The sequence below is a fragment of the Streptomyces sp. Tek67B01 genome, assembly GCF_055231995.1.
This window is the reverse complement of sequence record NZ_JBUYUY010000002.1, coordinates 261,891-287,971: the sequence shown is the minus strand read 5'-3', so window position 1 is coordinate 287,971 and position 26,081 is coordinate 261,891. Positions and strand designations below refer to the sequence as shown.

6 protein-coding genes are annotated in these 26,081 nt (G+C 71.2%); all 6 read right to left on the bottom strand.

Annotated features, from left to right (window positions below):
- Position 1 precedes the first annotated feature (1 nt).
- The 6 genes from ACV7NM_RS34725 to ACV7NM_RS34700 all read right to left on the bottom strand — a co-directional run bounded on the left by ACV7NM_RS34725 (position 2) and on the right by ACV7NM_RS34700 (position 26,054).
- Positions 2-4,966 carry a non-ribosomal peptide synthetase gene (locus tag ACV7NM_RS34725; RefSeq protein WP_463414397.1) on the bottom strand — a complete coding sequence of 1,655 codons (4,965 nt, stop codon included), beginning with the start codon at positions 4,964-4,966 and terminating at the stop codon, positions 2-4.
- On the bottom strand, positions 4,963-14,961 hold the full coding sequence (locus ACV7NM_RS34720; RefSeq protein ID WP_463414396.1) for an amino acid adenylation domain-containing protein: 9,999 nt from the start codon (positions 14,959-14,961) through the stop codon (positions 4,963-4,965). The genes ACV7NM_RS34725 and ACV7NM_RS34720 overlap by 4 nt, the downstream gene beginning before the upstream one ends.
- An 11-nt stretch (positions 14,962-14,972) precedes the next feature.
- Positions 14,973-22,736, bottom strand: a complete 7,764-nt coding sequence (locus tag ACV7NM_RS34715) for an amino acid adenylation domain-containing protein (protein ID WP_463414395.1) — start codon at positions 22,734-22,736, stop codon at positions 14,973-14,975.
- A 41-nt stretch (positions 22,737-22,777) separates the two neighbouring features.
- On the bottom strand, positions 22,778-23,965 hold the full coding sequence (locus tag ACV7NM_RS34710) for an NAD(P)/FAD-dependent oxidoreductase (RefSeq protein ID WP_463414394.1): 1,188 nt from the start codon (positions 23,963-23,965) through the stop codon (positions 22,778-22,780).
- Between the two features lie 237 nt (positions 23,966-24,202).
- Positions 24,203-24,436: a phosphopantetheine-binding protein gene (locus ACV7NM_RS34705; protein WP_463414393.1), complete on the bottom strand. Its 234-nt coding sequence runs from the start codon at positions 24,434-24,436 to the stop codon at positions 24,203-24,205.
- 37 nt (positions 24,437-24,473) lie between these two features.
- Positions 24,474-26,054, bottom strand: coding sequence for an amino acid adenylation domain-containing protein (locus ACV7NM_RS34700; protein ID WP_463414392.1), 1,581 nt, complete (start codon positions 26,052-26,054; stop codon positions 24,474-24,476).
- Positions 26,055-26,081: the final 27 nt, after the last annotated feature.

Here is a 26,081-nt window from a genome sequence, read left to right as displayed (position 1 = left end):
CCTACACCTCTTTCAGGTACTTCGCCAGCTTGCGGTTGATGACCTCGAAGACTTCGGCAGCCGGCTCAGGCATGTACATGTCGTAGTGAGTGGCACGGATGTCGTGCACCTCGATGACACCACGCACGTACGGCCGCCACAGGTGCGACCACGACCCCTCGGGCTTCAACTCCGCGTTGAAATAGAGCACGTCGCCGCCGAAGACCGGCGACTCGTACTGCGACATGAGGGTCATGTTGTTGGCCAGCACCCGCGCCATGGAGTCGAGGAACTGCTCCTGGTTGCCGGTGTTCATGTACTGGCTGAAGAACTCCTCCAGCTCCACCCGGTAGTCCGACCGGCTCCGACCGGCCAGGATCTTGAACTCGTTCGCCGGCTCGGAGTCCAGGATCGCCAGGAAGGCGACCTCGCGACCGCGCTGTTCGAGCCCCGCCGCGACGGCGTGCCCGAGAGTGCCGCCGTAGGACCAGCCGATCAGGTAGAAGGGCCCCTCCGGCTGGGTCTTGAGCATCTCGTCGATGTAGTCGTCGACCATCTCCTCCATGGACGCCGGCAGCGCCCCCGAGCCGCCGCAGCCCCGGGCTTGCAGGGCGTAGACCGCCCAGTCCTCCAGGAACGGCAGGAAGCTGAAGTACGCCCAGCTCAGCCCGCCCCCCGTGTGGAAGAACCAGAGCGGCGGCTTGCCCGTCCCGCTGTTCAGCGGCAGCACGACCGCGAACGGGTCGGCGTGCTCCTCGGGAATGCTGTTGGCGAGCATCAGCGCGGCCAGCTGGCCCACGGTGGGGTACTGGATGATCGTCCGGAGCGGCACGTCGATGTCGAAGTGGCCGCGGATGCGGGCGCTGAGCCGGGTGGCCAGCAGCGAGTGGCCGCCGAGCGCGAAGAAGTCGTCATCGATACCGACGCTCGACAGGCCGAGCAGCTCGGCGAAGATGGCGCACAGCGCCTGCTCGTGGGGGTTGCGCGGTTCCCGGCTGCCCGTGGTGCTCGCGTGGTCGGATGGCAGCGCCCGCCGGTTGAGCTTGCCGTTCGGGGTCAGCGGGATCTCCGAGAGCGGGACCACCGCGTTGGGCACCATGTAGTCCGGCAGCCGCCCGCGCAGGTACTCGGTCAGCTCGGCTAGCAGCGGGCCGATCGTCCGGGACAGGCCGGGGTTGTTGGCCCGGGTCCGCCCGGCCACGCCGCTGGGCACGAACGCGCCGATGACGGTCCGCCGCTCGGGCAGCACCACCGCCTCGAAGGCGTGGACGACCTCACCCGACAGGGTGAGGACCGCCTCCCTGCCGTGCTCGGCCGCCCACTGGAGCACTTCCCGCGGGTCGACCGGCCTGCCGGCCAGGGACGCCTGGGGAAGCAGGTCCGCGGCGACGGCTGCGGCGGCCTCCTCGGCCAGCCGGGCGTTGGGTATCCCGGTCACCCGCACCGGGCCGCCCGCCCGCTCGACGTGGCGCTGGAGGTCGGCGAGGTCGGCGACCTCACGGCCCCATGCGACCGCCGGCGCTGCGGCCAGGTCGAACACGTCTGCCGGCTCCTTGTGCAGGACGACCTCGTAGCGGTGCCGGGTCAGCTCGTTGTGCGCGGTCCCGGTCTTGAGCCGGATGTCCACCGCACCGCCGGTGTGCTCGCGCGCCCAGTCGGTGAACCACTCGGGGGCGACCACCAGTTCGCGCTCGGCGAGCAGCGCCTTCTCCACCAGGGTGCGCAGTTCCTCGGGCGACGCGCCCGGCTGCGCGGTGCGCTGCACCGCGGTCAGCAGCACCCGCAGCGTCGTGGCGTTGCGGACGTCACCGACGATCAGCCGGCCGCCGGGTGCGACGAGCTCCAGGGCCTGGCTCAGCACCCGGTCCAGGTAGTCCACACCCGGGAAGTACTGGATCACCGAGTTCAGCAGAACGGTGTCGAAGGCGCCCTTGGGCAGTCCGGTGATGTCGTCGGCCGGCTGGGCGCTGAGGTGGACCCGGTCGCCGAAGCCGGCCTGCTCGGCCTGGGCTCGGACGCGGTCCACGACCGGGGCGGACAGGTCGGTGCCCCAGAACTCCTCCACCTCGCCGACGATCTTCGCCATCAGCAGACCCGAGCCGACACCGATCTCCAGCACCCGCCGGGGGGAGTGCCGCAGCACCTGCGCCACCGCCGCGTCCTGCCACTCCCGCATCTGCTCCAGCGGGATCGGCTCACCGTCGTAGGTCGACCTCCACAGCTCGAAGTCCTCGCCGAGCGCCGCGTCCTCGGACTCGATGTAGCTGTCGTCGTAGACCTGGCGCCACTCGTCCACCTGGGCGCCCGCGTCGGCCGCCGCGGCGTGCGGCTCGGGCACCACGTAGCCGACGATGCGCTTGTCCTGCTGGTCCTCGCGCACCACGACCACCGCCTGCGCCACACCGGAGTGGGAGGCCAGTACGTGCTCGATCTCGCCCAGCTCGATGCGGAAACCGCGGACCTTGACCTGGAAGTCGGACCGGCCGACGTACTCCAGCCCACCGTCCCGGCCCCAGCGCACCAGGTCCCCGGTGCGGTACATCCGCGCACCCGTCGGACCGAACGGGCAGGCCACGAACCGCTCCGAGGTCAGCCCGGACCGCCCCTGGTACCCCCGGGCCAGTCCGTCGCCGGCGATGTACAACTCGCCCTGAACCCCGCGCGGCACCGGGCTCAGCCGCGAGTCCAGTACGTACACCCGGGTGTTGCCGATCGGCGACCCGATCGGCGGCACGCCCTCGCCCACCTTCACGGGCGCCATGGTCGACCAGATGGTCGTCTCGGTCGGGCCGTACATGTTGGACACCTCGACGGCCTGGTCGGCCAGCGTCTCGGCCAGCCTGACGGGCAGCGCCTCGCCGCCGACCAGGACCCGCAGCCCCTTGGCGGCGTTCGGCTCGTGCATCACCAACATCTGCCAGAACGCGGGCGTGGCCTGCACCGCGGTTACCTCGTGGCGGCGCAGCACCTCGACAACGGCCGACGGCTCGGATACGACGTCCTTGCCCGCCAGGACCACGGACGCACCGGAGATCAGCGGCAGGTACAGCTCCAGACCCGCGATGTCGAACGAGACCGTCGTCACCGCGAGCAGCCGGTCGGCGGCCGACAGCGGGAACCGGCGGCCCATCGTGGCCAGGAAGTTCGCCAGCGCCCCGTGCGGGACCGCCACGCCCTTCGGCTTGCCCGTGGAACCCGAGGTGTAGATGACGTACGCGGTGTTCTCCGGCCGGACGGCCACGGCCGGCGGCGAAGCCGGATACGCGGACAGCTCCGCGCCGGCCGGCATTTCGGCATCGAGGACCAGCACCGGAGCCGCGTCCTGAAGGATGTGGTCTATCCGCGAACGCGGGTGGTCCGGGTCGATCGGAACGTAGGCGCCACCGGCCTTCTGCACCGCCAACAACGCGACCACCAGGTCCACCGACCGGGGCAGGCGCACGGCGACCAGCGACTCCTCGCGCACGCCACGGTCGACGAGCCAGTGCGCCAGCCGGTTCGACCGCGCCTCCAGCTCCGCGTACGTCAGCGACTCGTCGCCGCACACCACGGCGAGGGCCGCCGGGGTGGCCTCGGCGTGCCGGGCGACCGCCTGCACGACCCCCGCGTCCTGGACCGGCTCGGCGGTGTCGTTCAGATCGCCCAGCAGCCGGTCGCGCTCCCCGGCACCCACCACGTCGACGTCCCCGACGCAGACGCCCGGGTCGGCGACCACCTGCTCCAAGACCCGTACGAACCGGGCGGCGATGGCCTCGGCCGTGTCCCGGTCGAACAACTGGGTCGAGTATTGGATGTCGCCGCGCAGCGCGCCCGTGTCGTCGGTGGCGATGCTGAAGAACAGGTCGAACTTCACGGTCTCGGTGATGGCCTGCTCGAACTTCACGTCGAGGCCGGGGAGTGCGAGGTCCCGCTTCTCGTAGTTCTGCCAGGCGAACATCACCTGGAACAGTGGCTGGTAGGCCGTGGAGCGTTCGGGGTTCAGCGCCTCGACCAGCAGCTCGAACGGCACGTCCTGGTGCTCGTAGGCCGCCAGCGCCTTGTTGCGGACCTGCGCGAGCAGGTCGGTGAACGACGGGTCGCCGGCCAGGTCGACCCGCAGCACCAGAGTATTGACGAAGAAGCCGACCAGGTCGTTGAGCGCCTCGTCGGTCCGGCCGGCGATCGGGCTGCCGATCGTCACGTCGTCCCCGCCGCCGAGCTTGCGCAGCAGCACCGCGAGCGCGGCCTGCAGGACCATCGACATGGTCATACCGCGCGAGGTGGCCAGTTTTTCCAGCCTGGCCGCCACCCCCGGTTCCACGACGAGGTCGACCGTGTCGCCGTGCGGGTCCGCCTCCGCGGGCCTCGGGCGGTCCAGCGGCAGGCTCAGCGGCTGCGGCACCCCGGCCAGCTCGGAGCGCCAGTACTCGACCTGCCCGGCGGCGAGGCTACCCGGGTCCGTCGGCTCCCCGAGCACTTCGCGCTGCCACAGCGTGTAGTCCTTGTACTGGACGGGCAGCGGCTCCCACCGCGGCGCCCGGCCGCCCAGGCGGGCGGTGTAGGCGTCGGCCAGGTCCCGCGCCAGCGGCGCGCCCGAACTGCCGTCCATGGCGATGTGGTGGATGACCAAGGCCAGTACGTGTTCCTGGGGCGAGCAACGGAAGATGGTCGCTCGCAGCGGGATCTCGGCCGCCAGGTCGAACCCGTGCGAGATGGCCTCGTCGATCGCGCCGGACACCGCGTCGGGCGCCACATCGATCACCGGCAGCCCGGGTGCCGCGTCCGCCGCCTTCAGGATCTTCTGAAACGGCTCGCCCTCGGCGTCCGTCAGGTAGACGGTGCGCAGGATCTCGTGACGCTCGATCACGTCGCCGAGCGCCGCCTGGAGGGCGTCGATGTCCAGGGACCCGGTCAGCCGGAACGCCGCCGTCATGTTGTAGGTCTCGGGCGCCTCCTCCAGCTGCTGCAGGAGCCACATACGGCGTTGCGCAAATGACAGCGGGATCATGCTTCTTGCTCCTCTACGATCATCTTGCGCAGACCAGGACGGCGTGGGGCGGCCGATTCCTGCGACCACGCCGCGAGCGCGGCCGGTGTCGGCAAGTCGAAGATCTTTCTGACAGGTACTTCGATGCCCAGCTCCGCGCGGGCTCGGCTGATCAGCCGGGTGGCCAGCAGCGAATGCCCGCCGAAGGCGAAGAAGTCGTCGTCGATGCCGACCTTTTGAAGGCCGAGCACCTCCGCGAACAGCGCGCAGAAGGTCTCCTCACGCGGGTTGCGCGGGGCCCGGCCGGTCGACACCTGCGCGTAGTCGGGCGGCGGCAACACCCGCCGGTTGAGCTTGCCGTTCGGGGTCAGCGGGATCTCCGAGAGCGGGACCACCGTCGCCGGCACCATGTACTCGGGCAGCCGCCCGCGCAGGTACTCGGGCAGCTCGGCGAGCAGCGGGCCGATCGTCCGGGACAGGCCGGGGTTGTTGGCCCGGGTCCGTCCGGCCGCGCCGCTGGGCACGAACGCGCCGATGACGGTCCGCCGCTCGGGCAGCACCACCGCGTCGAAGGCGTGGACGACCTCGCCCGACAGGGTGAGGACCACTTCACGGCCTTGGCGCTTCGCCCAGAGCAGCAGTTCCTCCGGGTCGACGGGCCTGCCCGACGGGACGGCCGAACTCAGCACGCCCGCCGTGGTGGCGGCGGTGACCTCGTCGACCAGCCGGGCGTTGGGTATCCCGGTCAGCCGCAGCGGGCTGTCGCCGGCGCGGTCGAGGCGGCGGCGCAGGTCGGCGAGGTCGGCGACCTCACGGCCCCATGCGACCGCCGGCACCGCGGCCAGGTCGAGCACGTCGGCCGGCTCCTTGTGCAGGACGACCTCGTAGCGGTGCCGGCTCAGCTCGTTGTGCGCGGTCCCGGGCTTCAGCCGGACGTCGACGCCGACGGGCTGGTCCGCCGCCCATTCGGTGAACCACTCGGGGGCGACCACCAGTTCGCGCTCGGCGAGCAGCGCCTTCTCCACCAGGGTGCGCAGTTCCTCGGGCGACGCGCCCGGCTGCGCGGTGCGCTGCACCGCGGTCAGCAGCACCCGCAGCGTCGTGGCGTTACGGACGTCACCGACGATCAGCCGGCCGCCGGGTGCGACGAGCTCCAGGGCCTGGCTCAGCACCCGGTCCAGGTAGTCCACACCCGGGAAGTACTGGATCACCGAGTTGATCAGCACGACGTCGAAGGCGGCCTTGGGCAGTCCGGTGATGTCGTCGGCCGGCTGGGCGCCGAGGTGGACCCGGTCGCCGAAGCCGGCCTGCTCGGCCTGGGCCCGGACACGGTCCACGACCGGGGCGGACAGGTCGGTGCCCCAGAACTCCTCCACCTCGCCGACGATCTTCGCCATCAGCAGACCCGAGCCGACACCGATCTCCAGCACCCGCCGGGGCGAGGTCTCCAGCGCCAGCGCCACCGCCGTGTCGCGCCACTCCCGCATCTGCTCCAGCGGGATGGGTACCCCGTCGTAGGTCGACCTCCACAGCTGGAAGTCCTCACCCCACGCCTGGTCCTTGGACTCCGTGTAGCTGTCGTCGTAGACCTGCTGCCACTCGTCGACCTGGGCATCGGCTTCGGCCGGCGCGACATCCGGCTCGGGCACCACGTAGCCGACGATGCGCTTGTCGTCCTGCTGGTCCTCGCGCACCACGACGACGGCCTGCGCCACACCGGAGTGCGAGGCGAGTACGTGTTCGATCTCGCCCAGCTCGATGCGGAAACCGCGGACCTTGACCTGGAAGTCGGTCCGCCCGACGTACTCCAGGCGGCCGTCCCGGCCCCAGCGCACCAGGTCCCCGGTGCGGTACATCCGCGCACCCGTCGGACCGAACGGGCAGGCCACGAACCGCTCCGAGGTCAGCCCGGACCGGCCGAAGTAGCCCCGGGCCAGTCCGTCGCCGGCGATGTACAACTCGCCCTGAACCCCGCGCGGCACCGGGCTCAGCCGCGAGTCCAATACGTACACCCGGGTGTTGCCGATCGGCGACCCGATCGGCGGGAGGCCGGCTCCGGGCTCGACGGGCGCGGTGGTCGACCAGATGGTCGTCTCGGTCGGGCCGTACATGTTGAACACTTCGGCGGCCTGGCCGGCCAGGGCTTCGGCCAGCTGCGCGGGCAGCGCCTCGCCACCGACCAGGACCCGCAGACCCTTCGCGCCGTTGGGCTCGTCCATGAGCAGCATCTGCCAGAACGCGGGGGTTGCCTGGACGACGGTCACCTGGTGGCGGCGCATCGCGGCCATGACGGCCGACGGCTGGGCGACGGTGTCCTTGCCCGCGAGGACGACGGCCGCGCCGGAGACCAGCGGCAGGTACAGCTCCAGCCCCGCGATGTCGAACGAGACCGTCGTCACCGCGAGCCACCGGTCGGCGGGCGACAGCGGCACCCGGCGGCCCATGGTCGCCAGGAAGTTCGCCAGCGCGCCGCGCGGGACGGCCACGCCCTTCGGATTCCCGGTCGACCCGGAGGTGTAGATGACGTACGCGGTGTTCTCCGGCGACACGGCCGGCGTCGGCGCCGAGTCCGGGTACGCGGAGCAGTCAGCACCGGCCAGCGCGTCGGCGTCCAGCACCAGCACCGGAGCCGCGTCCTGAAGGATGTAGTCGATCCGCGAACGGGGATGGTCCGGGTCGATCGGGATGTAGGCGGCGCCGGCCTTCTGCACCGCCAGCAGCGCGACGACCAGGTCGACCGACCGGGGCAGGCAGACGGCGACAACGGACTCCGGCCGCACACCGCGGTCGGCCAGCCAGTGCGCCAGCCGGTTGGCCCGCGCCTCCAGCTCCGCGTAGGTCAGCGACTCCTCCTCGCCGATGACGGCGAGGGCTTCCGGGGTCGCCTGTGCCTGCCGGGCCACCGTCTCGACCAGACCCGGCTCCAGCGTCGGCTCGAGGGTGTCGTTCGCCGTGCCCAGCAACCACTTCTGCTCGTCCGCCCCGAGCACGTCGAGGTCTCCGACCCGCACACCGGGATCGGCAACCACCTGCTCCAGGATGCGCACGAACCGGCCGACGATCTCGACGGCCGCGTCCTCGTCCAGCAGGTCCTGCTGGTACTGGAGGGCGAACTGCACCTCCGGTTCGGAGGCGGCGGCCAGCGTGATCGGGTAGTGCGAGCCGGCGAACGGGCGCAGCCCGGTGATGGCCACTCCGGCCTCGGAGTTGGCCTCGACGATGGCTTCCCGGTCGACCGGGAAGGACTCGAACAGCACGAGGGTGTCGAACAGGGTGCTCAGGCCGGTGGCCTGCTGGATCTCCACCAGGCTGTGGTGGTGGTGATCCAGCAGCGCGACCTGCCGGTTCTGCAGCTCGGCGAGCAGTTCGGCGAAGGTGCTACGCCACTCGCACCGCACCCGGACGGGAATGGTGTTGATGAACAGGCCGACCATGTCGTCGGCGTCGATGAAGGCGGCCGGACGACCGGCCACGGTGGCGCCGAACACGATGTCGGATCGCCCGGTGAGGTTCGCGAGCATCACGCCCCAGGCACCTTGCACGAGGGTGTTCACCGTGACGCCGAGTTCCGCGGCCCGCCGCAGCAGCCCGTTCATGTCCCCTATCGCCACGTCGAGGTTCCCGACGCCACCGGAGTCGTGCTGGGTGGTGGCACGCGGTACGAGCAGGGTGGGTTCCTCCACACCTTCCAGCTCGGCCGCCCAGGCACGGGCTGACTCCTCGTGATCGTGACGGGCGCGCCAGGTCAGGAACTCGCCGAAGTCACGGGCCGGGGGCATACCGGACGCGTCCCCGTCGGACGCGTACAGCAGCAGCAGATCCCGCATCAGCAGGGGCGTGGACCAGCCGTCGAACAGCACGTGATGGGCGGTCAGCACCAGTTCGGCGCGGTCCGGCTCCAGCTCGACCAGCGCCAGCCGGATCAGGGGCGGCGTGCCCACGTCGAAGTGGGTGGCCCGGTCCTCGACGAGGAACCGCTCGAACGTCTCCACCCGTTCCGCCTCGTCGAGCGCGGTCAGGTCCAGGTGCCGCCACGGCAGCGCCACCGCCTCCGGCACCACCGACACCACGTCGCCGTCCGCCGAGTTGACGAACGCCGCGCGCAGGTTGGTGTAGCGGCCGAGCAGCGCCTGCCCGGCCCGGCGCATCCGCTCCGGGTCGGTCTCGCCGGCGAGGTGGAACACCAACTGCATGTGGTAGACGTCGAACTCCGTGCCGGCCAGCATCGCGTGGAACAGCAGCCCGGACTGCGCCGGGGTCACCGGCCACACCTCGGCCAGCCGCCCGAAGCGGGCCTGCCAGCCGTCGATCTCGTCCTGGCGCACCGCGACCAGCGGCGCGTCGGACGGGGTGAGGCCGCCGGCGCCGGGGGCCGCGGCGTGCCGGGCCAGGCCGGTCAGCGCCTGGACCCAGAGCTCGGCCAGTTCGCTCACCTCGTCGCGGGACAGGACACCGGCCGGGAAGCGGAAGCCGGCTTCCAGCTCGTCGCCGTCCGGGGTGACGGTGGTGATCGCGTCGATCTCCAGCCCGGCCCGCACCGGCAGGTGCCGGTGCGGGCCGCAGAGCGGTTCCCGGTGTTCCGCGTCCAGTTCCCATCCCAGGCCGCGCAGGTCCTCGGGGAGGTCCGCGCCAAGGGGCTCGCCGTGGTAGATGAACCCGATCCGTGGTTCCCGGTCGGCGGCGAGCTCGGCGGCGGTCTCCGGGTTGAGGTGGCGCAGCAGGCCGTAGCCGATGCCGTTGTCCGGCACCGCCCGCAGCTGCTCCTTGACGGCCTTGAGTGCCAGGCCGGCGGCCGCTCCGCCGCCGAACGCGTCCGCCAGGTCGACGCCGGCCAGGTCCAGCCGGGCCGGGAAGACCGCGGTGAGGGAGCCGATCGTGCGGGACAGGTCGGCACCGGGCACCACGTGCTCGTCCCGGTCCTGTGCCTCCAGCCGGACCAGCGCCGAGGACGCCGGCAGGCCGCGCACCTCGCGCCGGCGGGCCAGTGCCAGCGCCAGTCCGGTGAGCAGGGCGTCGTCGACACCGGCGCGGAACAGCGCGGGCAGCGCGTGGAGCAGGGTCCGGGCGACGTCGGCCGGCACTTGGACCCGCACTGTGTCCGCGGGGGCGGCGACATCGCCCGTCCCCTCCGGCTCCGGCGCTCCGAGTCCGGGCTCGCCGTCGCGCAGGGCCCGCTGCCACACGGGCAGTTCGGCCGTCCGCTGCGGAGCGGCCGCCTCGTCGGCCAGGGCGTGCGCCCACCGGCGCAACGAGGTGCCCACCCGGGCCGGCACCGGGTTCTTGCCGTCCCGTACCTGCTGCCAGGCGCGGACGAGGTCCGGGAGCAGGATCCGCCATGACACGCGGTCCATGACCAGGCGGTGCGCGACGATCAGCAACCGGTCGGCATCCGAGTCCGAGGTGAGCCACACGAACTGCGCCATGACACCCGCCTCCGGGTCCAGGCGGCCGGCGGCGGCGTCGAGTTCGCCGCGCACGGGGTCGTCGCCGGCCTCGGCGCGGCGGACCTCGCGCAGCAGCGCCTCGGCGTCCACGCTGTCGGACGGCTCGATCCACAGGCCCCGCTCCGCCCGGTCGAGCCGGGCACGCAGCGCGTCGTGCTGATCCAGCACCGCCCGCACCGCCGCGACCAGCTCCGAACGGTCGATGCCCGCGGGCAGGGTGAGCACCCTGGAGGTGCAGGACCTGTCGAGTTCGCCGCCGAGCGCGAGGACGTGTGCCGCCGTCGGGGGCAGCGGGGCCCAGCCGGTGCCGCCACCGGGCAGCTCGGCCAGGGCCGAAGTCTCCTCGTCCCGCTCGTCCAGCAGCTCGGCGAGCCGAGCGACCGTGCGGTACTCGAAGATCTCCCGGACGCTGACCTCTTCGCCGCGGGTCTTGGCCCGGGCGACGACCTGGATCGAACGGATGCTGTCGCCGCCCAGGGCGAAGTAGTCGTCGTCGGTGCCGACACTCGTCAGGCCGAGCACCTCGGCGAACAGCTCGCAGAACATCTGCTCGCGCTGGTTGCGCGGGGCCCGGCCGGTTGACACCTGCGCGTAGTCCGGCGGCGGCAGCACCCGCCGGTTGAGCTTCCCGTTCGGGGTCAGCGGGATCTCCGAGAGCGGCACGATCGCGGTGGGCACCATGTAGTCCGGCAGCCGCCCGCTCAGGTACTCGGGCAGTGCGGCGAGCAGCGGACCGATGGCCTTGGCGAGGCCGGGGTTGTTCGCCCGGATCCGCCCGCCCGCACCGCTGGGCACGAACCCGCCGGTGACGATCCGACGCCCGGCCCGGTGCCGGGGCAGCAGGACCAGTTCGAAGCAGCGCGCGTCCTCACCGGACCAGGTGATGACCGCTTCCCAGCCGTGCTCGAGCGCAAGCCGCCGCAGTTCCTCGGGGTCGGCCGGCCTGGCCGCCAGGGGTGCCGGGTCGAGGACACCGGTCGTGACGGCCAGGGCGGCCTCCTCGACCAGCCGAGCGTTCGGCATCCCGGTCACCCGGGTGGGGCCCGCCCGGTCCACGTGACGGCCCAGTTCGAGGAGGTCGGAGACCTGCCCGCTCCACGGCACGGTGGGCACTGCGGCCAGGTCGAGCACGTCGGCCGGCTCCTTGTGCAGGACGACCTCGTAGCGGTGCCGGCTCAGCTCGTTGTGGGCCTGCGCCGCCTTGATGCGGATGTCGACGCCCACGGGACGGTCCGCCGCCCATTCGGTGAACCACTCGGGGGCGACCACCAGTTCGCGCTCGGCGAGCAGCGCCTTTTCCACCAGGGTGCGCAGTTCGTCGTACGACGCGTGGGGATGCGCCGCCCGCTGCATCGCGGTGAGCAGCATCCGCACGGTGGCGGCGTTGCGGACGTCGCCGACGATGAGCCGGCCGCCGGGTGCGACGAGTTCCAGGGCCTGGCTCAGCACCCGGTCCAGGTAGTCCACGCCCGGGAAGTACTGGATCACCGAGTTGATCAGCACGACGTCGAAGGCGGCCTTGGGCAGTCCGGTGATGTCGTCGGCCGGCTGGGCGCTGAGGTGGACCCGGTCGCCGAAGCCGGCCTGCTCGGCCTGGGCCCGGACACGGTCCACGACCGGGGCGGACAGGTCGGTGCCCCAGAACTCCTCCACCTCGCCGACGATCTTCGCCATCAGCAGACCCGAGCCGACACCGATCTCCAGCACCCGCCGGGGCGAGGTCTCCAGCGCCGTCGCCACCGCCGCGTCTCGCCACTCCCGCATCTGTTCGAGCGGTATGGGCTCGCCGTCGTACGAGGACTTCCACAGCTCGAAGTCCTCGCCCAGGGCCTCGTCCTCGGACTCGATGTAGCTGTCGTCGTAGACCTGGCGCCACTCGTCCACCTGGGCGTCGGCGTCGGAGACCGCGGCGTCCGGCTCGGGCACCACGTAGCCGACGATGCGCTTGTCGTCCTGTTCGTCCTCGCGCACCACGACGACGGCCTGCGCCACACCGGAGTGGGAGGCCAGTACGTGCTCGATCTCGCCCAGCTCGATGCGGAAACCGCGGACCTTGACCTGGAAGTCGGTCCGCCCGACGTACTCCAGGCGGCCGTCCCGGCCCCAGCGCACCAGGTCCCCGGTGCGGTACATCCGCGCACCCGTCGGACCGAACGGGCAGGCCACGAACCGCTCCGAGGTCAGCCCGGACCGGCCCAAGTAGCCCCGGGCCAGTCCGTCGCCGGCGAGGTACAGCTCGCCCTGTACCCCGCGCGGGACCGGGCTCAGCCGCGAGTCCAGGACGTACACCCGGGTGTTGCCGATCGGCGATCCGATCGCCACGCTCTCGCCGGTCGCGACGGGCGCCATGGTCGACCAGATCGTCGTCTCCGTCGGGCCGTACATGTTGGACACCTCGACGGCCTGGTCGGCCAGCGTCTCGGCCAGCCTGGCGGGCAGCGCCTCGCCGCCGACCAGGACCCGCAGCCCCTTGGCGGCGTTCGGCTCGTGCATGAGCAGCATCTGCCAGAACGCGGGGGTGGCCTGCGCGACGGTGATCCGGTGGCGGCGCATAGCGGCCACCAGGGCCGACGGATCGGTGACGGTGTCCTTGCCCGCGAGGACGACGGCCGCGCCGGAGACCAGCGGCAGGTACAGCTCCAGACCCGCGATGTCGAACGAGACCGTCGTCACCGCGAGCCAGCGGTCCGAGGGCGACAGCTGCACCCGGCGGCCCATCGTGGCCAGGAAGTTCGCCAGCGCCCCGTGCGGGACCGCCACGCCCTTCGGCTTGCCCGTGGAACCCGAGGTGTAGATGACGTACGCGGTGTTCTCCGGCCGGACGGCCACGGCCGGCGCCGAGGCCGGATACGCGGACAGCTCCGCGCCGGCCGGCATTTCGGCATCGAGGACCAGCACCGGAGCCGCGTCCTGAAGGATGTGGTCTATCCGCGAACGCGGGTGGTCCGGGTCGATCGGAACGTAGGCGCCACCGGCCTTCTGCACCGCCAACAACGCGACCACCAGATCGACCGACCGGGGCAGGCAGATCGCGACCGGCGACTCCTCGCGCACGCCACGGTCGACGAGCCAGTGCGCCAGCCGGTTCGACCGCGCCTCCAGCTCCGCGTAGGTCAGCGACTCCCCTTCGCCGATGACGGCGAGGGCTTCCGGCGTGGCCTGTGCGCGCCGGGCCACCGTCTCCACCAGACCCGGCTCCAGCGTCGGCTCGACGGTGTCGTTCGCCGTGCCCAGCAACCACTTCTGCTCGTCCGCCCCGAGCACGCCGACATCTCCGAGACGCACCCCCGGATCGGCGACGACCTGCTCCAGGATGCGCACGAACCGGTCGACGATCTCGACGGCCGTGGCGTGGTCGAAGAGTTCCGCCGCGTATTCGAGCCGGCCGTGCGCGCGCCCGGTCGCGTCCGGGACGACGTTGAAGAACAGGTCGAACTTCGCGGTGTCGGTGCCCACCGGGACGGGGGTCACCCGCAGACCCGGCATTTCCAGTTCCGACCAGACGAACTGCCAGGCCAGCATCACCTGGAACAGCGGCTGGTACGAGGTGGAACGGTCCGGATTGAGCAGCTCCACCAGCCACTCGAAGGGAACGTCCTGGTTGTCGTACGCGGCCAGCGCCCTGTCCCGCGACTGCTCCACCAGCTCGCCGAACGAGGGGTTGCGCGACAGGTCGGCGCGCAGCACCCAGGTGTTGACGAAGAAACCGATCAGATCGGCCAGGGCCTCGTCGGTGCGCCCTTCGATCGGGCTGCCGATCGTCAGGTCCTCCCCGCCGCCCAGCTTGTTCAGCAGCACCGCCAGCGCGGCTTGGGCCACCATCGGTACCGTGGCCCCGCGGTCCGCGGCCAGCTTCCCGAGCCCGGCGACCAGGTCGGGCCGGAGCATGAACTCGACGTGGCCGCCGCGGTGGTCCGCCAGGGTCGGCCGCGGCCGGTCCAGCGGCAACCGCACCGGCTGCGGTACGCCGGTCAGTTCCTGCCGCCAGTAGGCCAGCTGGCTCGCGGCGACGCTCTCGGGGTCGCCTTCCTCGCCCAGCAGCTGCCGCTGCCACAGCGTGTAGTCCTTGTACTGGACGGGCAGCGGCGTCCACTCCGGCGCCTTCCCGCCATGGCGGGCCGTGTACGCCGACACAAGGTCCCGGACGAACGGCCCCATCGACGACCCGTCCGCCGCGATGTGGTGGAACACGAACACCAGCACGTGCTCCTCGGGGGAGACGCGGAAGACGGTGGTCCGCAGGGGGAGTTCGGCGTCCAGGTCGAACCCCTGGCTCAGCGTCTCGTGCAGCGCGGCGTCCAGCGCGTCCGGGGCCACGTCGACCACCCGGAACGGGATGGCCGCCTCCTCGGCGGGCAGGACGCGCTGCTCCGGCGTGCCGTCCGCGTTCTCGACGACCCGGGTGCGCAGGGTCTCGTGCCGGGTGGCGACGTCCATCACCGCCGCGGCCAGGGCCGCCGTGTCGAGCGGCCCGTCCAAGCGCAGCACGAACGGGATGTTGTAGGTCGCGGTCGGGCCTTCCAGACGGTGGAGGAACCACAGCCGGCGTTGGGCGAAGGACAACGGGATCATCGACGCGTCTCCTACACGGTCATCTTGCGAAGCTGGGGGCGGTTCGACGTGGCCAGCTCCTGGATCCGGTCCGCCAGCTGGGCGACGGTCGGATTGCGGAACACCGTCGTGACTTTCACGTCGACGTCGAGCTCGTTGCGGATTCGGCCGATCAGCCGGGTGGCGAGCAGCGAATGCCCGCCGTACTTGAAGAAGTCGACGTCGATGCCGGCCTCCTCCACGTCGAGCAGCTCTGCGAACAGCCGGCAGAGGACTTCCTCGTTGTGGTTGCGCGGCCCTCGTCCCGCCGCGGCTTCGGTGTGGTCGGGCGCGGGGAGCGCCCCGCGGTCGAGCTTGCCGCTCGGGGTGGTGGGGAACTCGGCGAGCGGCACGATCGCCGAGGGGACCATGTACTCGGGCAGGTTCTGCCGGACCAGGTCCGTGAGTGCCTCGACATCCAGCCCGGCCGGGTCCGTCCTGCCGTCCGGCACCACGTAGGCGACCAGCCGCTGGTCACCGGCGCGGTCCTCCCGCACCACGACCACCGCGTTGTCGATGTCCGGGTGCGCGGTCAGTGCCGACGCCACCTCGCCCAGCTCGATGCGGAACCCGCGCACCTTGACCTGGAAGTCGGACCGCCCGATGTACTCGACCTGGCCGTCCTGGTTCCACCGCACGACATCGCCGGTGCGGTACATCCGGGTACCCGGCGCACCGTGCGGGCAGGCGACGAACCGGCCGGCGGTCAGCGCGCTCTGCCCGAGGTAGCCCCGCGCGAGCCCGGTGCCCGCGAGGTACAGCTCGCCCGCGATCCCCGGCGGGACCGGGCGCAGCGCCGCGTCCAGCACGTACACCTGGGTGTTCCAGATGGGTGCGCCGATCGGCACCCGGTCCGCACCCGGCACGTGCTGCCACGCGGTGACCTCGACCGCCGCCTCGGTGGGGCCGTACAGGTTGTGCACGCCGCAGCCGGGCAGCAGGCCGACGGTCTTGTTGGCCAGCGCGGCCGGGAACGCCTCGCCCGCGACCTCGATCCAGCGCAGGCTGCCGCACTCCTTGGCCGAGGGCTCGGTGACGAACGCCTCCAGCAGGGAGGGCACGAAGTCCGCGCCGGTCACCCGCTCCCGCCGGATCAGGTCGGCGAGGTAGGCCGGATCCCGGCGCCCGTCCGGACGCGCGATGACCACGGCGGCGCCGATCTGCAGCGGCGCGAACAGCTCGGGCACCGACACGTCGAAGCTCGCCGTCGTGCTCAGCAGCACCCGGTCCTCGGCTTCGACCTCGAAGTGCGCCAGACCCCACTTCAGCCGGTTCATGATGGCGCGGTGTGCCACCTGCACGCCCTTGGGGCCGCCGGTGGAGCCGGAGGTGTAGATGACGTACGCGGCGTTGTCCGGCGACAGTGCGCGCCGGGGGTTGGTCTCCGGGTACCCGGAGACGTCCGGCAGGTCCGCGTCGAGGACCAGCAGCGGCCGGGCGCTTTCCAGCACGTGCCGCACCCGGTCCTCGGGCAGCTCGGGGTCCACCGGCAGGTAGGCCGCACCGGCCTTGACCACCGCGTAGATCGCCACCATCAGATCGACCGAGCGCGGGATGCGCACGGCGACCAGCCGCTCGGGGCCCGCGCCCTGCTCGACCAGCCAGTGCGCCAGCCGGTTGGCGCGCCGGTTGAACTCCCCGTAGGTCAGCGTCTCCTGCTCACCGATCAGGGCCACCCGGTCGGGGTCACGCTCCACCTGTGCCTCGAACGCACCCGGAAGAGTGTCGGCGGCCACCGGATGTGCCGTGTCGTTGACCTGCCGCACCAGCCAGTCCCGCTCCTGCGCCGACAGCACCTCCATCGCGCCGACCGGCGTCTTGGGGTCGTCGAGCAACTGGTCCAGCACCCGGACGAGCCGGGCGGCGATCACCTCGGCCGCGTCGCGGTCGAAGAGGGTGGTCTGGTAGTCGAGGGAGAGCCGCAGGTAGGGGTCGGAGGAGTTCAGCGTGAGCGGGTAGTGCGAGCCCGCGAAGGGCCGGATGGCGTCGATCGTGAAGCCCGCCGACTCGTTCGCCTCGACGATGCCCTCGCGGTCGATGGGGTAGTTCTCGAAGACGACGATCGTGTCGAACAGCGAGGGCACCCCGACGGCGCGCTGGATGTCGGCCAGCCCGTAGTAGTGGTGGTCGAGCAGGGAGATCTGGCGGTTCTGCAGATCGGTGATGACCTCGCCCACGCTGTCGTCCGGCCGGCAGCGCACCCTGGTCGGCAGGGTGTTGATGAACAGGCCGACCATCTCGTCCGAACCGACCAGGTCCGCCGGACGGCCGTTGACGGCGGCGCCGAACACCACGTCGTGCTGCCCGGTCAGCTTCGAGAGCAGGACCGCCCACGCGCCCTGGAGGAGGGTGTTCAGCGTGACGCCGAGTTCCGCGGCGCGCCGGGCGAGTTCGCGCCCCTTGTCGATCGACAGCGGAACCTCGACGCGCCCGAGAGCCTTCGCCTCCCCCCGGGCGGGCAGGTCCGCGGCCACCAGGGTCGGCTGGTCGAAGCCGGCCAGTTCCTCCTTCCACCGAGCGGCCGAGGCGTCCCGGTCCTGCTTGGACAGCCAGCCCAGGTAGTCGCCGTAGCTGCGCACCGGAGCCGGCTCCTCGGTGCCCGCGTACAGCCGGACCAGGTCCTTGATGACCAGCGGCGACGACCAGCCGTCGAACAGGGTGTGGTGCGCGGTGAGGATGAGCTTCGCCCGCTGCGGCCCGCAGGTGAGCAGAGCCAGGCGGATGAGCGGCGGCCGGGAGGGGTCGAGCTGTTCGGCACGGTCATCGGAGAGGGCCTTGTCGACCGCCGTGACCTGCTCGGCCTCACCGAGGCCGGTCAGATCGATGTGCCGCCAGGGTATGGCGACGTGCTCCGCGACGACCTGGACCGGTTCGCCGTCGGCTCCGGCGACGAACGCGGAGCGCAGGTTCGGGTACCGCTCGAGGAGCGCCTGCCCGGCCGCCCGCATGCGCGCCGGGTCCACGTGTCCGGACAGGTGCAGCAGGAACTGCATGTGGTAGACGTCGAAGGCGCCGTCGGCGAACGCGGCCTGGAACTGGATGCCCAACTGTCCCGGTGCCTGGGGCCACACCTCGGCCAACCGGCCGTAGCGCTGCTCCCAGCCGTCGATCTCGTCTTGGCGCACCGAGACCAGCGGGGCGTCCGAGGGCGTGAGGCCGCCGGTCTCCGGGCGTGCGGCGTGCACGGCCATGCCGTACAGCACCCGGACCCACAGCTCGGCCAGTTCGGCGGTCCGCTCACGGGACAGCACGCCGGTGGGGAACATGAAGGCGGCCCGCAACCGGGTGCCGTCGGTGGTGTCCGTGACGACCGAGTTGACCTCCAGCGCGGACAGCGCGGGCAGGTCCGGGTCGGGCATCGCGATCAGCTCGGAGGACCAGTCGGCCGGCACCCATCCCTGGGCGCGCAGATGCTCGGGCACGTCGGCGTCGGAGATCCGGCCGAGGTAGTTGAAGCCGATCTGCGGTGCCGCGTACTCCTCCAGTTGCGAAGCGGTCTCCGGGTTCAGCCAGCGCAGGAGTCCGTACCCCACGCCCTTGTCCGGCACCCCGCGCAGCTGTTCCTTGACCAGCTTGACCGCCCGGCCGGCGGCGGGGCCGCCGGCCAGCACGTCGGCGAGGTCGATGCCCCGCACGTCCACCCGGGCCGGGTACATGCTGGTGAACCATCCGACGGTGCGGGAGAGGTCGGCGCCGGGGACGACGTCCTCCTCGCGGCCGTGTCCTTCCAGCCGGACCAGGGTCGAGCTGTCGTCACCGCGCCAGCGGTTGACCGCCAGGGCGAGCGCGGCGAGCAGCACGTCGGTGCCGGTGCCCTTGAACGCGGCGGGAAGCCTGGTCAGCACTGCCTCGGTGACCTCGGCGGGCAGCTCGACGCGCACGGTGTCGAGCGTGGAGAACACGTCCACCGCCGGGTCGAAAGCCCGTGTGCCCAAGGGCGGGTTGGGCGACTCGAGCGTGTCGCGCCAATAATCCAGCTCGTCCTCCCGCTCCTGGGAGAGCGCCTCGTCCTCCAGCGCCGAGGTCCAGCGGCGGGCCGACGTGCCGACCGCGGGCAGTTCGGGCGTCTTGCCGGAGCGGACCTGCTGCCACGCCTCGGCGAAGTCCGACATGAGGATGCGCCAGGAGACACCGTCCACCACCAGGTGGTGCAGCACCACCAGCAGCCGGCCCTCGCCCGACTCGGCGGCGAACCAGACGAAGTCCGCCATGGTCCCGGCTTCCGGGTCGAGTCGCCCGGTCGCCTCGTCCAGCTCCGCCTTGGCCAGATCGAGCAGGGCCGGCTCGTCCCACCGGCCGTCGCAGGGAACCCGGCGGATCAGGTCCGCCGCCCGCACGGCGCCTCGCGGACGCGCGACGAGGGAGAGTTCGTCGCCGCGCACCAGTCGTGCGCGCAGCAGGTCGTGCCGGTCGAGTACGGCGTCCAGCGTCGCGGCCAGTCCGCTCTCGTCGATGCCCGCGGGCAACTCCAGCACGATCGACATGGCGAACCGGTTCATCCCGGCGCCGTGCTCGAAGACGTGCCTGGCCACCGGCTGGAGCGGCATCGGGCCGACGCCGCCGCCCTCGAACTCCGCGAGCGCCGGCACTTGGTCCCGGCGGGCAGAGGCCACCTCGGCGAGCCGGGCCGCCGTGCGGCACTCGAATATCTCCCGCGTGGTGAGGGTCAGGCCCCGGGCCCGGGCCCGTGCCACCACCTGGATGGACCGCAGGCTGTCCCCGCCCACAGCGAAGAAGTCGTCGTCGACACCGATCCGCTCCACACCGAGCACGTCCGCGTACGCCGCGGTGATGATCGTCTCCGCCTCGGTGCGCGGCTCCCGGTAGGCCTCGCCCAGGAACTCCGGTTCGGGCAGCGCCGAGCGGTCCAGCTTGCCGGTGGGGCCGAGCGGCAGCCGGCCGAGGGTCACGAAGGCCGACGGCACCATGTAGTCGGGCAGCCGTGCCGCGACGAACTTGCGCAACTCGGCGGCCGAGGCACCGGCCTGCACATCCACGTCGCCGATGCCGCCGGCGCCGTCGTCACCGACGGCTCCCTCGCCGGTGTGCACCACGTACGCGACGAGCCGCCGGCCGCCCGAGGGCACCTCCCGGCTGATCACCACGGCCTCGCTGATGCCCGGGTGCGCGGTGAGCGCGGCCTCGACCTCGGCCGTCTCGATGCGGAAGCCGCGCACCTTCACCTGGCCGTCGCTGCGGCCGACGCACTCCAGCCGGCCCTGAGCGTTCCAGCGGGCCAGGTCGCCCGTGCGGTACATCCGCTCGCCGGCCGGGCCGAACGGGCAGGCCAGGTAGCGTTCGGCGGTCAGGGCCGGGTGGCCGTGGTAGCCGCGGCCCAGGCAGGTCCCGGCCACGTACAGCTCACCGATCACGCCCTGCGGCACCGGGGCGAGTCCCGGGCCCAGTACGTAGGCGCGCATATTGCCCAGTGGGGTGCCGATGGGCGCGACATCGCCCTCCGCCCACTCCTCGCCGGCCGCGAGGGAGAAGGTGGTGGCGTAGAAACTCTCGCTCTGCCCGTAGGAGTTCACGACCTGCACGCCGGGCAGCGCCTCGCGCACCTGTCGCACCAGCCGGGCCGGGAGCACGTCGCCCGCGAGGATGACCGTGCGCACGTCCGTCGTCCTGTCCAGGTGGCCGACCAGTTCGCCGAGCACCGAGGGGACCGCGCTGATCACATGGCCGTCCCAGCCGTCCCGCTCGCCGAGCGCCAGCGCGTTCGGCACCACCTCGGCCGTGCCGCCGGTGGACAGGGTGGTCAGCAGCTCGAAGACCGAGACGTCGAAGTTCACCGAGGTGCCGGCCAGCATCCGCCAGCCGGCCGGCGCGTCGAGGACCCGTACCAGCTCGCGCACGCCGTTGACGACGTTGCGGTGGGTGATCGCCGCCCCCTTCGGCTTGCCCGTGGAACCGGACGTGTACATCACGTACGCCAGATTGTCCGGGCCGAGCGGGGAGACCCGGCCCGCGTTGTCGGGCGCCCCCGCGGGGACGTCCCACTGCGAGCGCTGGTCGAGGTTGACGGTCGAGATGTCGTTGTCCGGCAGGTCCTGCCAGGTCGCGGTATCGGTGACCGCGAACTGCGGGCGGGCCTCGGACAGCACGGTCTCCACCCGCCCACTGAGGTACTGCGGGTCCATCGGCACGTAACCGGCGCCGGACTTGAGGATTCCGAGCAGGCCGACCACCAGGTCCTCGGTGCGCGGCAGCGAGAGGACCACCAGGTCCTCCGGCCCGGCACCGCGTCGCACCAGCTCCCAGGCGACGGCGTTGGCGCGGTCGTCGAGCTCCCGGTAGGTCAACGTCCGGCCGTCGCACACGATCGCCGGGGCGTCGGGCGTGCCGGCCACCTGACGTTCGAACAGCTCCGGGACCGTCAGCTCGGGCAGGTCGGTGGCGGTCTCGTTGAACCGGGTGAGCAGCCGGTCGCGCTCGGCGGCGTCGAGTACGTCGACGGCGCCGATCGTCCGCTCCGAGTCGGCCACGAGCCGGCCCAGTACGCGCACGAACCGGTGCGCGATGCCCTCGGCCGTCTCCCGGTCGAACAGGCTGGTGGCGTACTCCAGACGGCATTCCGCCCCGCCCGAGTTGTTCGGGAGCAGGTCGAAGAACAGGTCGAACTTGGCGGTGCCGGTCTCCAGCCTCTCGGTCCGCACGCCGAGGCCGGGGAGTTCCAGATCCGGCACGGGCGGCTGCCAGGAGAGCATGACCTGGAAGAACGGGTTGTAGGCGGTGGACCGGTCCGGGTTGAGCAGTTCCACCAGCCGCTCGAACGGCAGGTCCTGGTTGTCGTACGCGGCCAGCGACCGGTCCCGCACCCGCTGGAGCAGCCGGCGGAAGGTCGGGCTCCCGGAGAGGTCGACGCGCAGCACCCAGGTGTTGACGAAGAACCCGACGAGGTCCCGCAGTTCCTCGTCGGTTCGGTCGGTGATCGGCGCGCCGATGGGCAGGTCGTCACCGCACCCGAGGTGGTGCAGGAGCACCGCCAGTGCCGAGTGCATGACCATAGAGACCGTGGTGTCCGTTTCCGCGGCCAGCTTCTCCACGGCCCCGAGCAGGTCGGGGTCGATCGAAAACCGGACCCGGTCGCCGTCGGGGCTCATCACCCTCGGCCGCGGGCGGTCGGTCGGCATGGCCAGCGGCTGCGGCAGGTCGGCCAATGCCTCGCGCCAGTAGTCCAGTTGCCTGGCTGCCAGGCTGTCCGGGTCGGACTCGTCCCCCAGGACGTCTCGCTGCCACAGCGTGTAGTCCGCGTACTGCACCGGCAGCGGCTCCCACGCCGGCGCCCTGCCCTCCCGGCGGGCCGCGTAGGCGGTGGTGAGATCGCGGAACAACGGCCCGAAAGACTCGCCGTCCACGGCTATGTGGTGTGCCACGACGACGAGGATGTGCTCGCGCGGTCCGCACCGCACCAGCGTGGCGCGGATCGGTATGTCGGCGGCCAGGTCGAAGGTCTCGGTGGCCACCGCCTCGACCGCCGCCGCCCGCCCCTCCTCCGGGGCCTCCACGACCGGCAGGTCGAACCGTTTCTCCCCGGACGCCAGCACCTGCTGGTGCGGTACGCCGTCGTCGCCCTCGACGATCACCGTTCGGAGGACCTCGTGCCTGTCGATGACGTCGCGGAGTGCCGCCTGAAGCGCCTCCACGTTCAGCTCGCCGGTCAGCCGCAGGGCGAAGGAGCCGTTGTAGGTCGGTGAAGGGCCTTCGAACCGGTCCACGAACCACAGCCGACGCTGAGCGAACGACAACGGGATCATTGAGTCTCCAAAATCGGCAGAACCAGGGAGCGAGCCGTCACTCAGCTCTGGTCGAGCAAGGTCAGCAGTTCGTCGTTGTAGAAGTTGTCGATGGAGCACGCCCCCGACAGCGTCGAGAAGTACCGGTCGATCAGCTCCTGGTGTCCGACCAGCTTCCGCAGCATCTCGACCCGTCCCTCGGGCTTGAGTCCGGCCACGTTGAGCGCGCCCTGGTAGTGGCTGAAGGCGTCGTCGCCCAGGTTGTCCTCGTAGCGGCTCAGCGCCGCCGTGAGCGCGGCGTCATCGTGCAACTGCTCCCCGATGTAATCGGTGAGCGTCTGGGCTTGGACGAAGGCTTCGGTGATACCGCGGGCGGTGATGGAGTCCTTGTGGTTCACGGCGTCACCGACCAGCACCCACCCGGGGCCGAATGCCTGCCGGAAGTAGTTCTCCTGGTGCCCTGTCCCGTACAGCTGCTCCACGCGCTCGCCGGACCGCATCCGGTCGTACAGTTCGGGCGCCGTCGAACGGAAGGTCTCCAGGTAGAACGGCTCCACTCCCTTGCGGACGTCGTTGTACTCGTCCTGCGGGAAGTAGGTCATGAGCAACGTGAGGTCGTCGTTGGTGGGGATGACACCGACCCAGCGCCCCGGCCGCTCGTACAGCTCGAAGTGCGCCGGAACCCCGGCCCAGTAGCTGTAGTAGGTGCAGGTCAGCCGCGGGTGCTCGATGACGTTCGGTGCGCCGGCCTTGCGGGCCACCAGGGAGCGCATGCCGTCCGCGCCGACGACGAGGCGTGCCCGGTCCGTCGCCTGGACGCCGCCGGGAGTGGTGTACCGCACCCCGACGACCCGATCGCCCTCGAACACCAGGTCGTTGACCGCGCAGGACTCCCGGAACTCCACACCGGCAGCGACGGCACCGTCCGCGAGGATCGGGTCGAGCACGTACCGCCTCGGCGCGTACGTGACCCGCAGGCCGTCGATCGGCAGGGAGAAGCCCTCGATGCGAACCCCGGGCCCCTCGTAGCTCTGGTGGGTGATGGGCCGGCAGCCCGCCTCGCGGAGCTTGTCGAGCAGCCCCCAGCGTTGGAGCAGTGCCACGCCCTCTTGGTGGATGTAGTGCGAGGACAGCGTGTCCTGCGGGAAGCGCGCTTTCTCCAGCAGCAGGACTCGGTATCCCTGCCGAGCGAACAACATGGCCGTGGGCGAGCCCGCGCAACGGGCACCTATGACAATCACGTCGTACATAGCGCCACTCCTACCAAATTGTTTTTTGACCGCGAAGCGATCTCAGCCGGAAATTTAGCGTTTCTCAAGCGCGCTATCGACGCAGCGAACGGAATATCCGCCAAACGAGCACGAATTCGATATTAGCCGTCCTACCCGGCCGGGGAAATACATATGGAAACAGGCCGGCACCAAAAACACCTCGGGCCGTGTCGTGTCTCGCCGGCGAGACACGACACGGCCCGAAGAATCCCGACGCTATCGGGTTTTCGCCGTATCCAGGGACGCGATGTACGCGGAAATCGTCGCCACGGTCGGGTTGAGGTACATCTGGTCCATCGGCACCTCGACGCCCAGCTCCTCGATGTAGACGCCCTGGATCCTGGCCATGATCACCGACTGGCCCCCCATGGCGAAGAAGTCGTCGTCGTCCGATATGTCATCGAGCTTGAGTTCCCGGCACCAGATGGTGCGCACTCCGTCGGCAATCATCACCACATTCCTCTCGATTGTCATCACGGGCCGTCGGCTATGCAGCGGTGGCGCCACCGGCACGCTGGTTCGTGTACGCGTCGAGCAGCGCCACGCGGTCCACCTTTCCGTGCGGACTCAACGGGAGCCGCGGGACGGTGACGAATGCGGCCGGAACCATGTTCCGCGGCAAGGTCTCGAGGAGACGGGTGCGGACGTCGGTCTCCACGAGCTCCTCCCCCGCCGGGACGATGAACGCGGTCAGCTCGGCCTCGCCGGCACCGGTGTACCCGACCGCCACGGCGGCCTCCCTGACCCCGGCCAACCCGGCGAGCGCACGCTCGATGTCAGTGGGGTCGATGCGCATGCCCCGCACCTTCACCTGGGCGTCGATCCTGCCGAGGACGATGAGTTCTCCGGCCTCGGTGACGTAGCCGCGGTCGCCCGTGCGGTACACCCTGCGCGTCTGTCCGTCCACCTCGATCGTCGTGAACTTCTCGTTCTCCGGACCCGCGTTGAGGTAACCCGCGCCGACGCTGGACCCGGCTATGCAGATCTCGCCCTGCTCCCCCGGCGCGACCCCGCGCAGCCGCGCGTCCAGGAGGTGGATGTCGGTGTTGTAGGCCGGCCTGCCGACCGGTGCGACCTGTCCGCCGAGGCGGTGTCCGGCGAGGTCGTACGAGGTCGCGACGTCGGTGCACTCGGCGACGCCGTACTGGTGCAGGAGGGTGCAGGTGTTGCCCTCGCGCCGGGCCCACTCGGCGATGCGCTCGAACTTCAGCGGCTCCCCGCCGAAGAGCATGTAGTCGAGCCGGGCGAGCGCGTCTGCGCCCCGGGCGGTCTCCCAGTCCACCAGCAGGTACAGCGTGCTGGAGGCGCAGTGGATCACGCGTACGTCGTGCTCGGTCAGCATGCGGTAGGCCAACATGGCGTCGAAGTTGCGGCTCGCCATCAGGTACTGGGTGGCGCCGCAGAACAACGGGGTCATCAGGGCCCGCTGGGAGAGGTCGAAGCCGAACGCGCTGACGACGAGGTTGTTCGACCCCTGGTGCAGGCCGTACTCCAGCTTCAGCCAGTTCATCAGGTTGAACCAGCCCTCGTGCCGCACCGCGGTCAGCTTCGGCGTGCCCGTCGAGCCGGACGTGAAGACGGCATAGCACACATCGTCCCCGGTGACGGAGACGGCCGGAGCGGTCGCCGGCAGACCCGCCAGGTAGTCGGCCAGCCGCCCGAGATCGATGACCTCGACGGCCGCCGACTCGACCAGCCCGGCCGTCGCCGGCGAGGCCACGATCAGTGCGAGATCGGGCACCTGGCCCAGCAGCAGCCGGAGCCTGGCCGACGGGTAGGCCGGATCGAACGGCACGTAGGCCGCGCCCGCCTTCAGCGTGCCGAGGATGGCGACGAGCATGTCGACCGAGTAGTCGAGGCACACGCCGACCTTCGCGCCTCGGCCGTGTCCGCACGTGGCGAGGAAGTGCGCGAACCGGTTGGCCTTGGCGTCCAGTTCCGCGTACGTCACCTGCTGTCCGGCACAGACGACGGCGATGGCGTCGGGGGTGCTCTCCGCGTGCGCCTCGAACTGCTTGTGGGCCACGGGCACCGGGGGCAGGGGGCTCCGCTTTCCCTGAAGGATCATCAACTGACTCCGATGTGACAGGTTCCG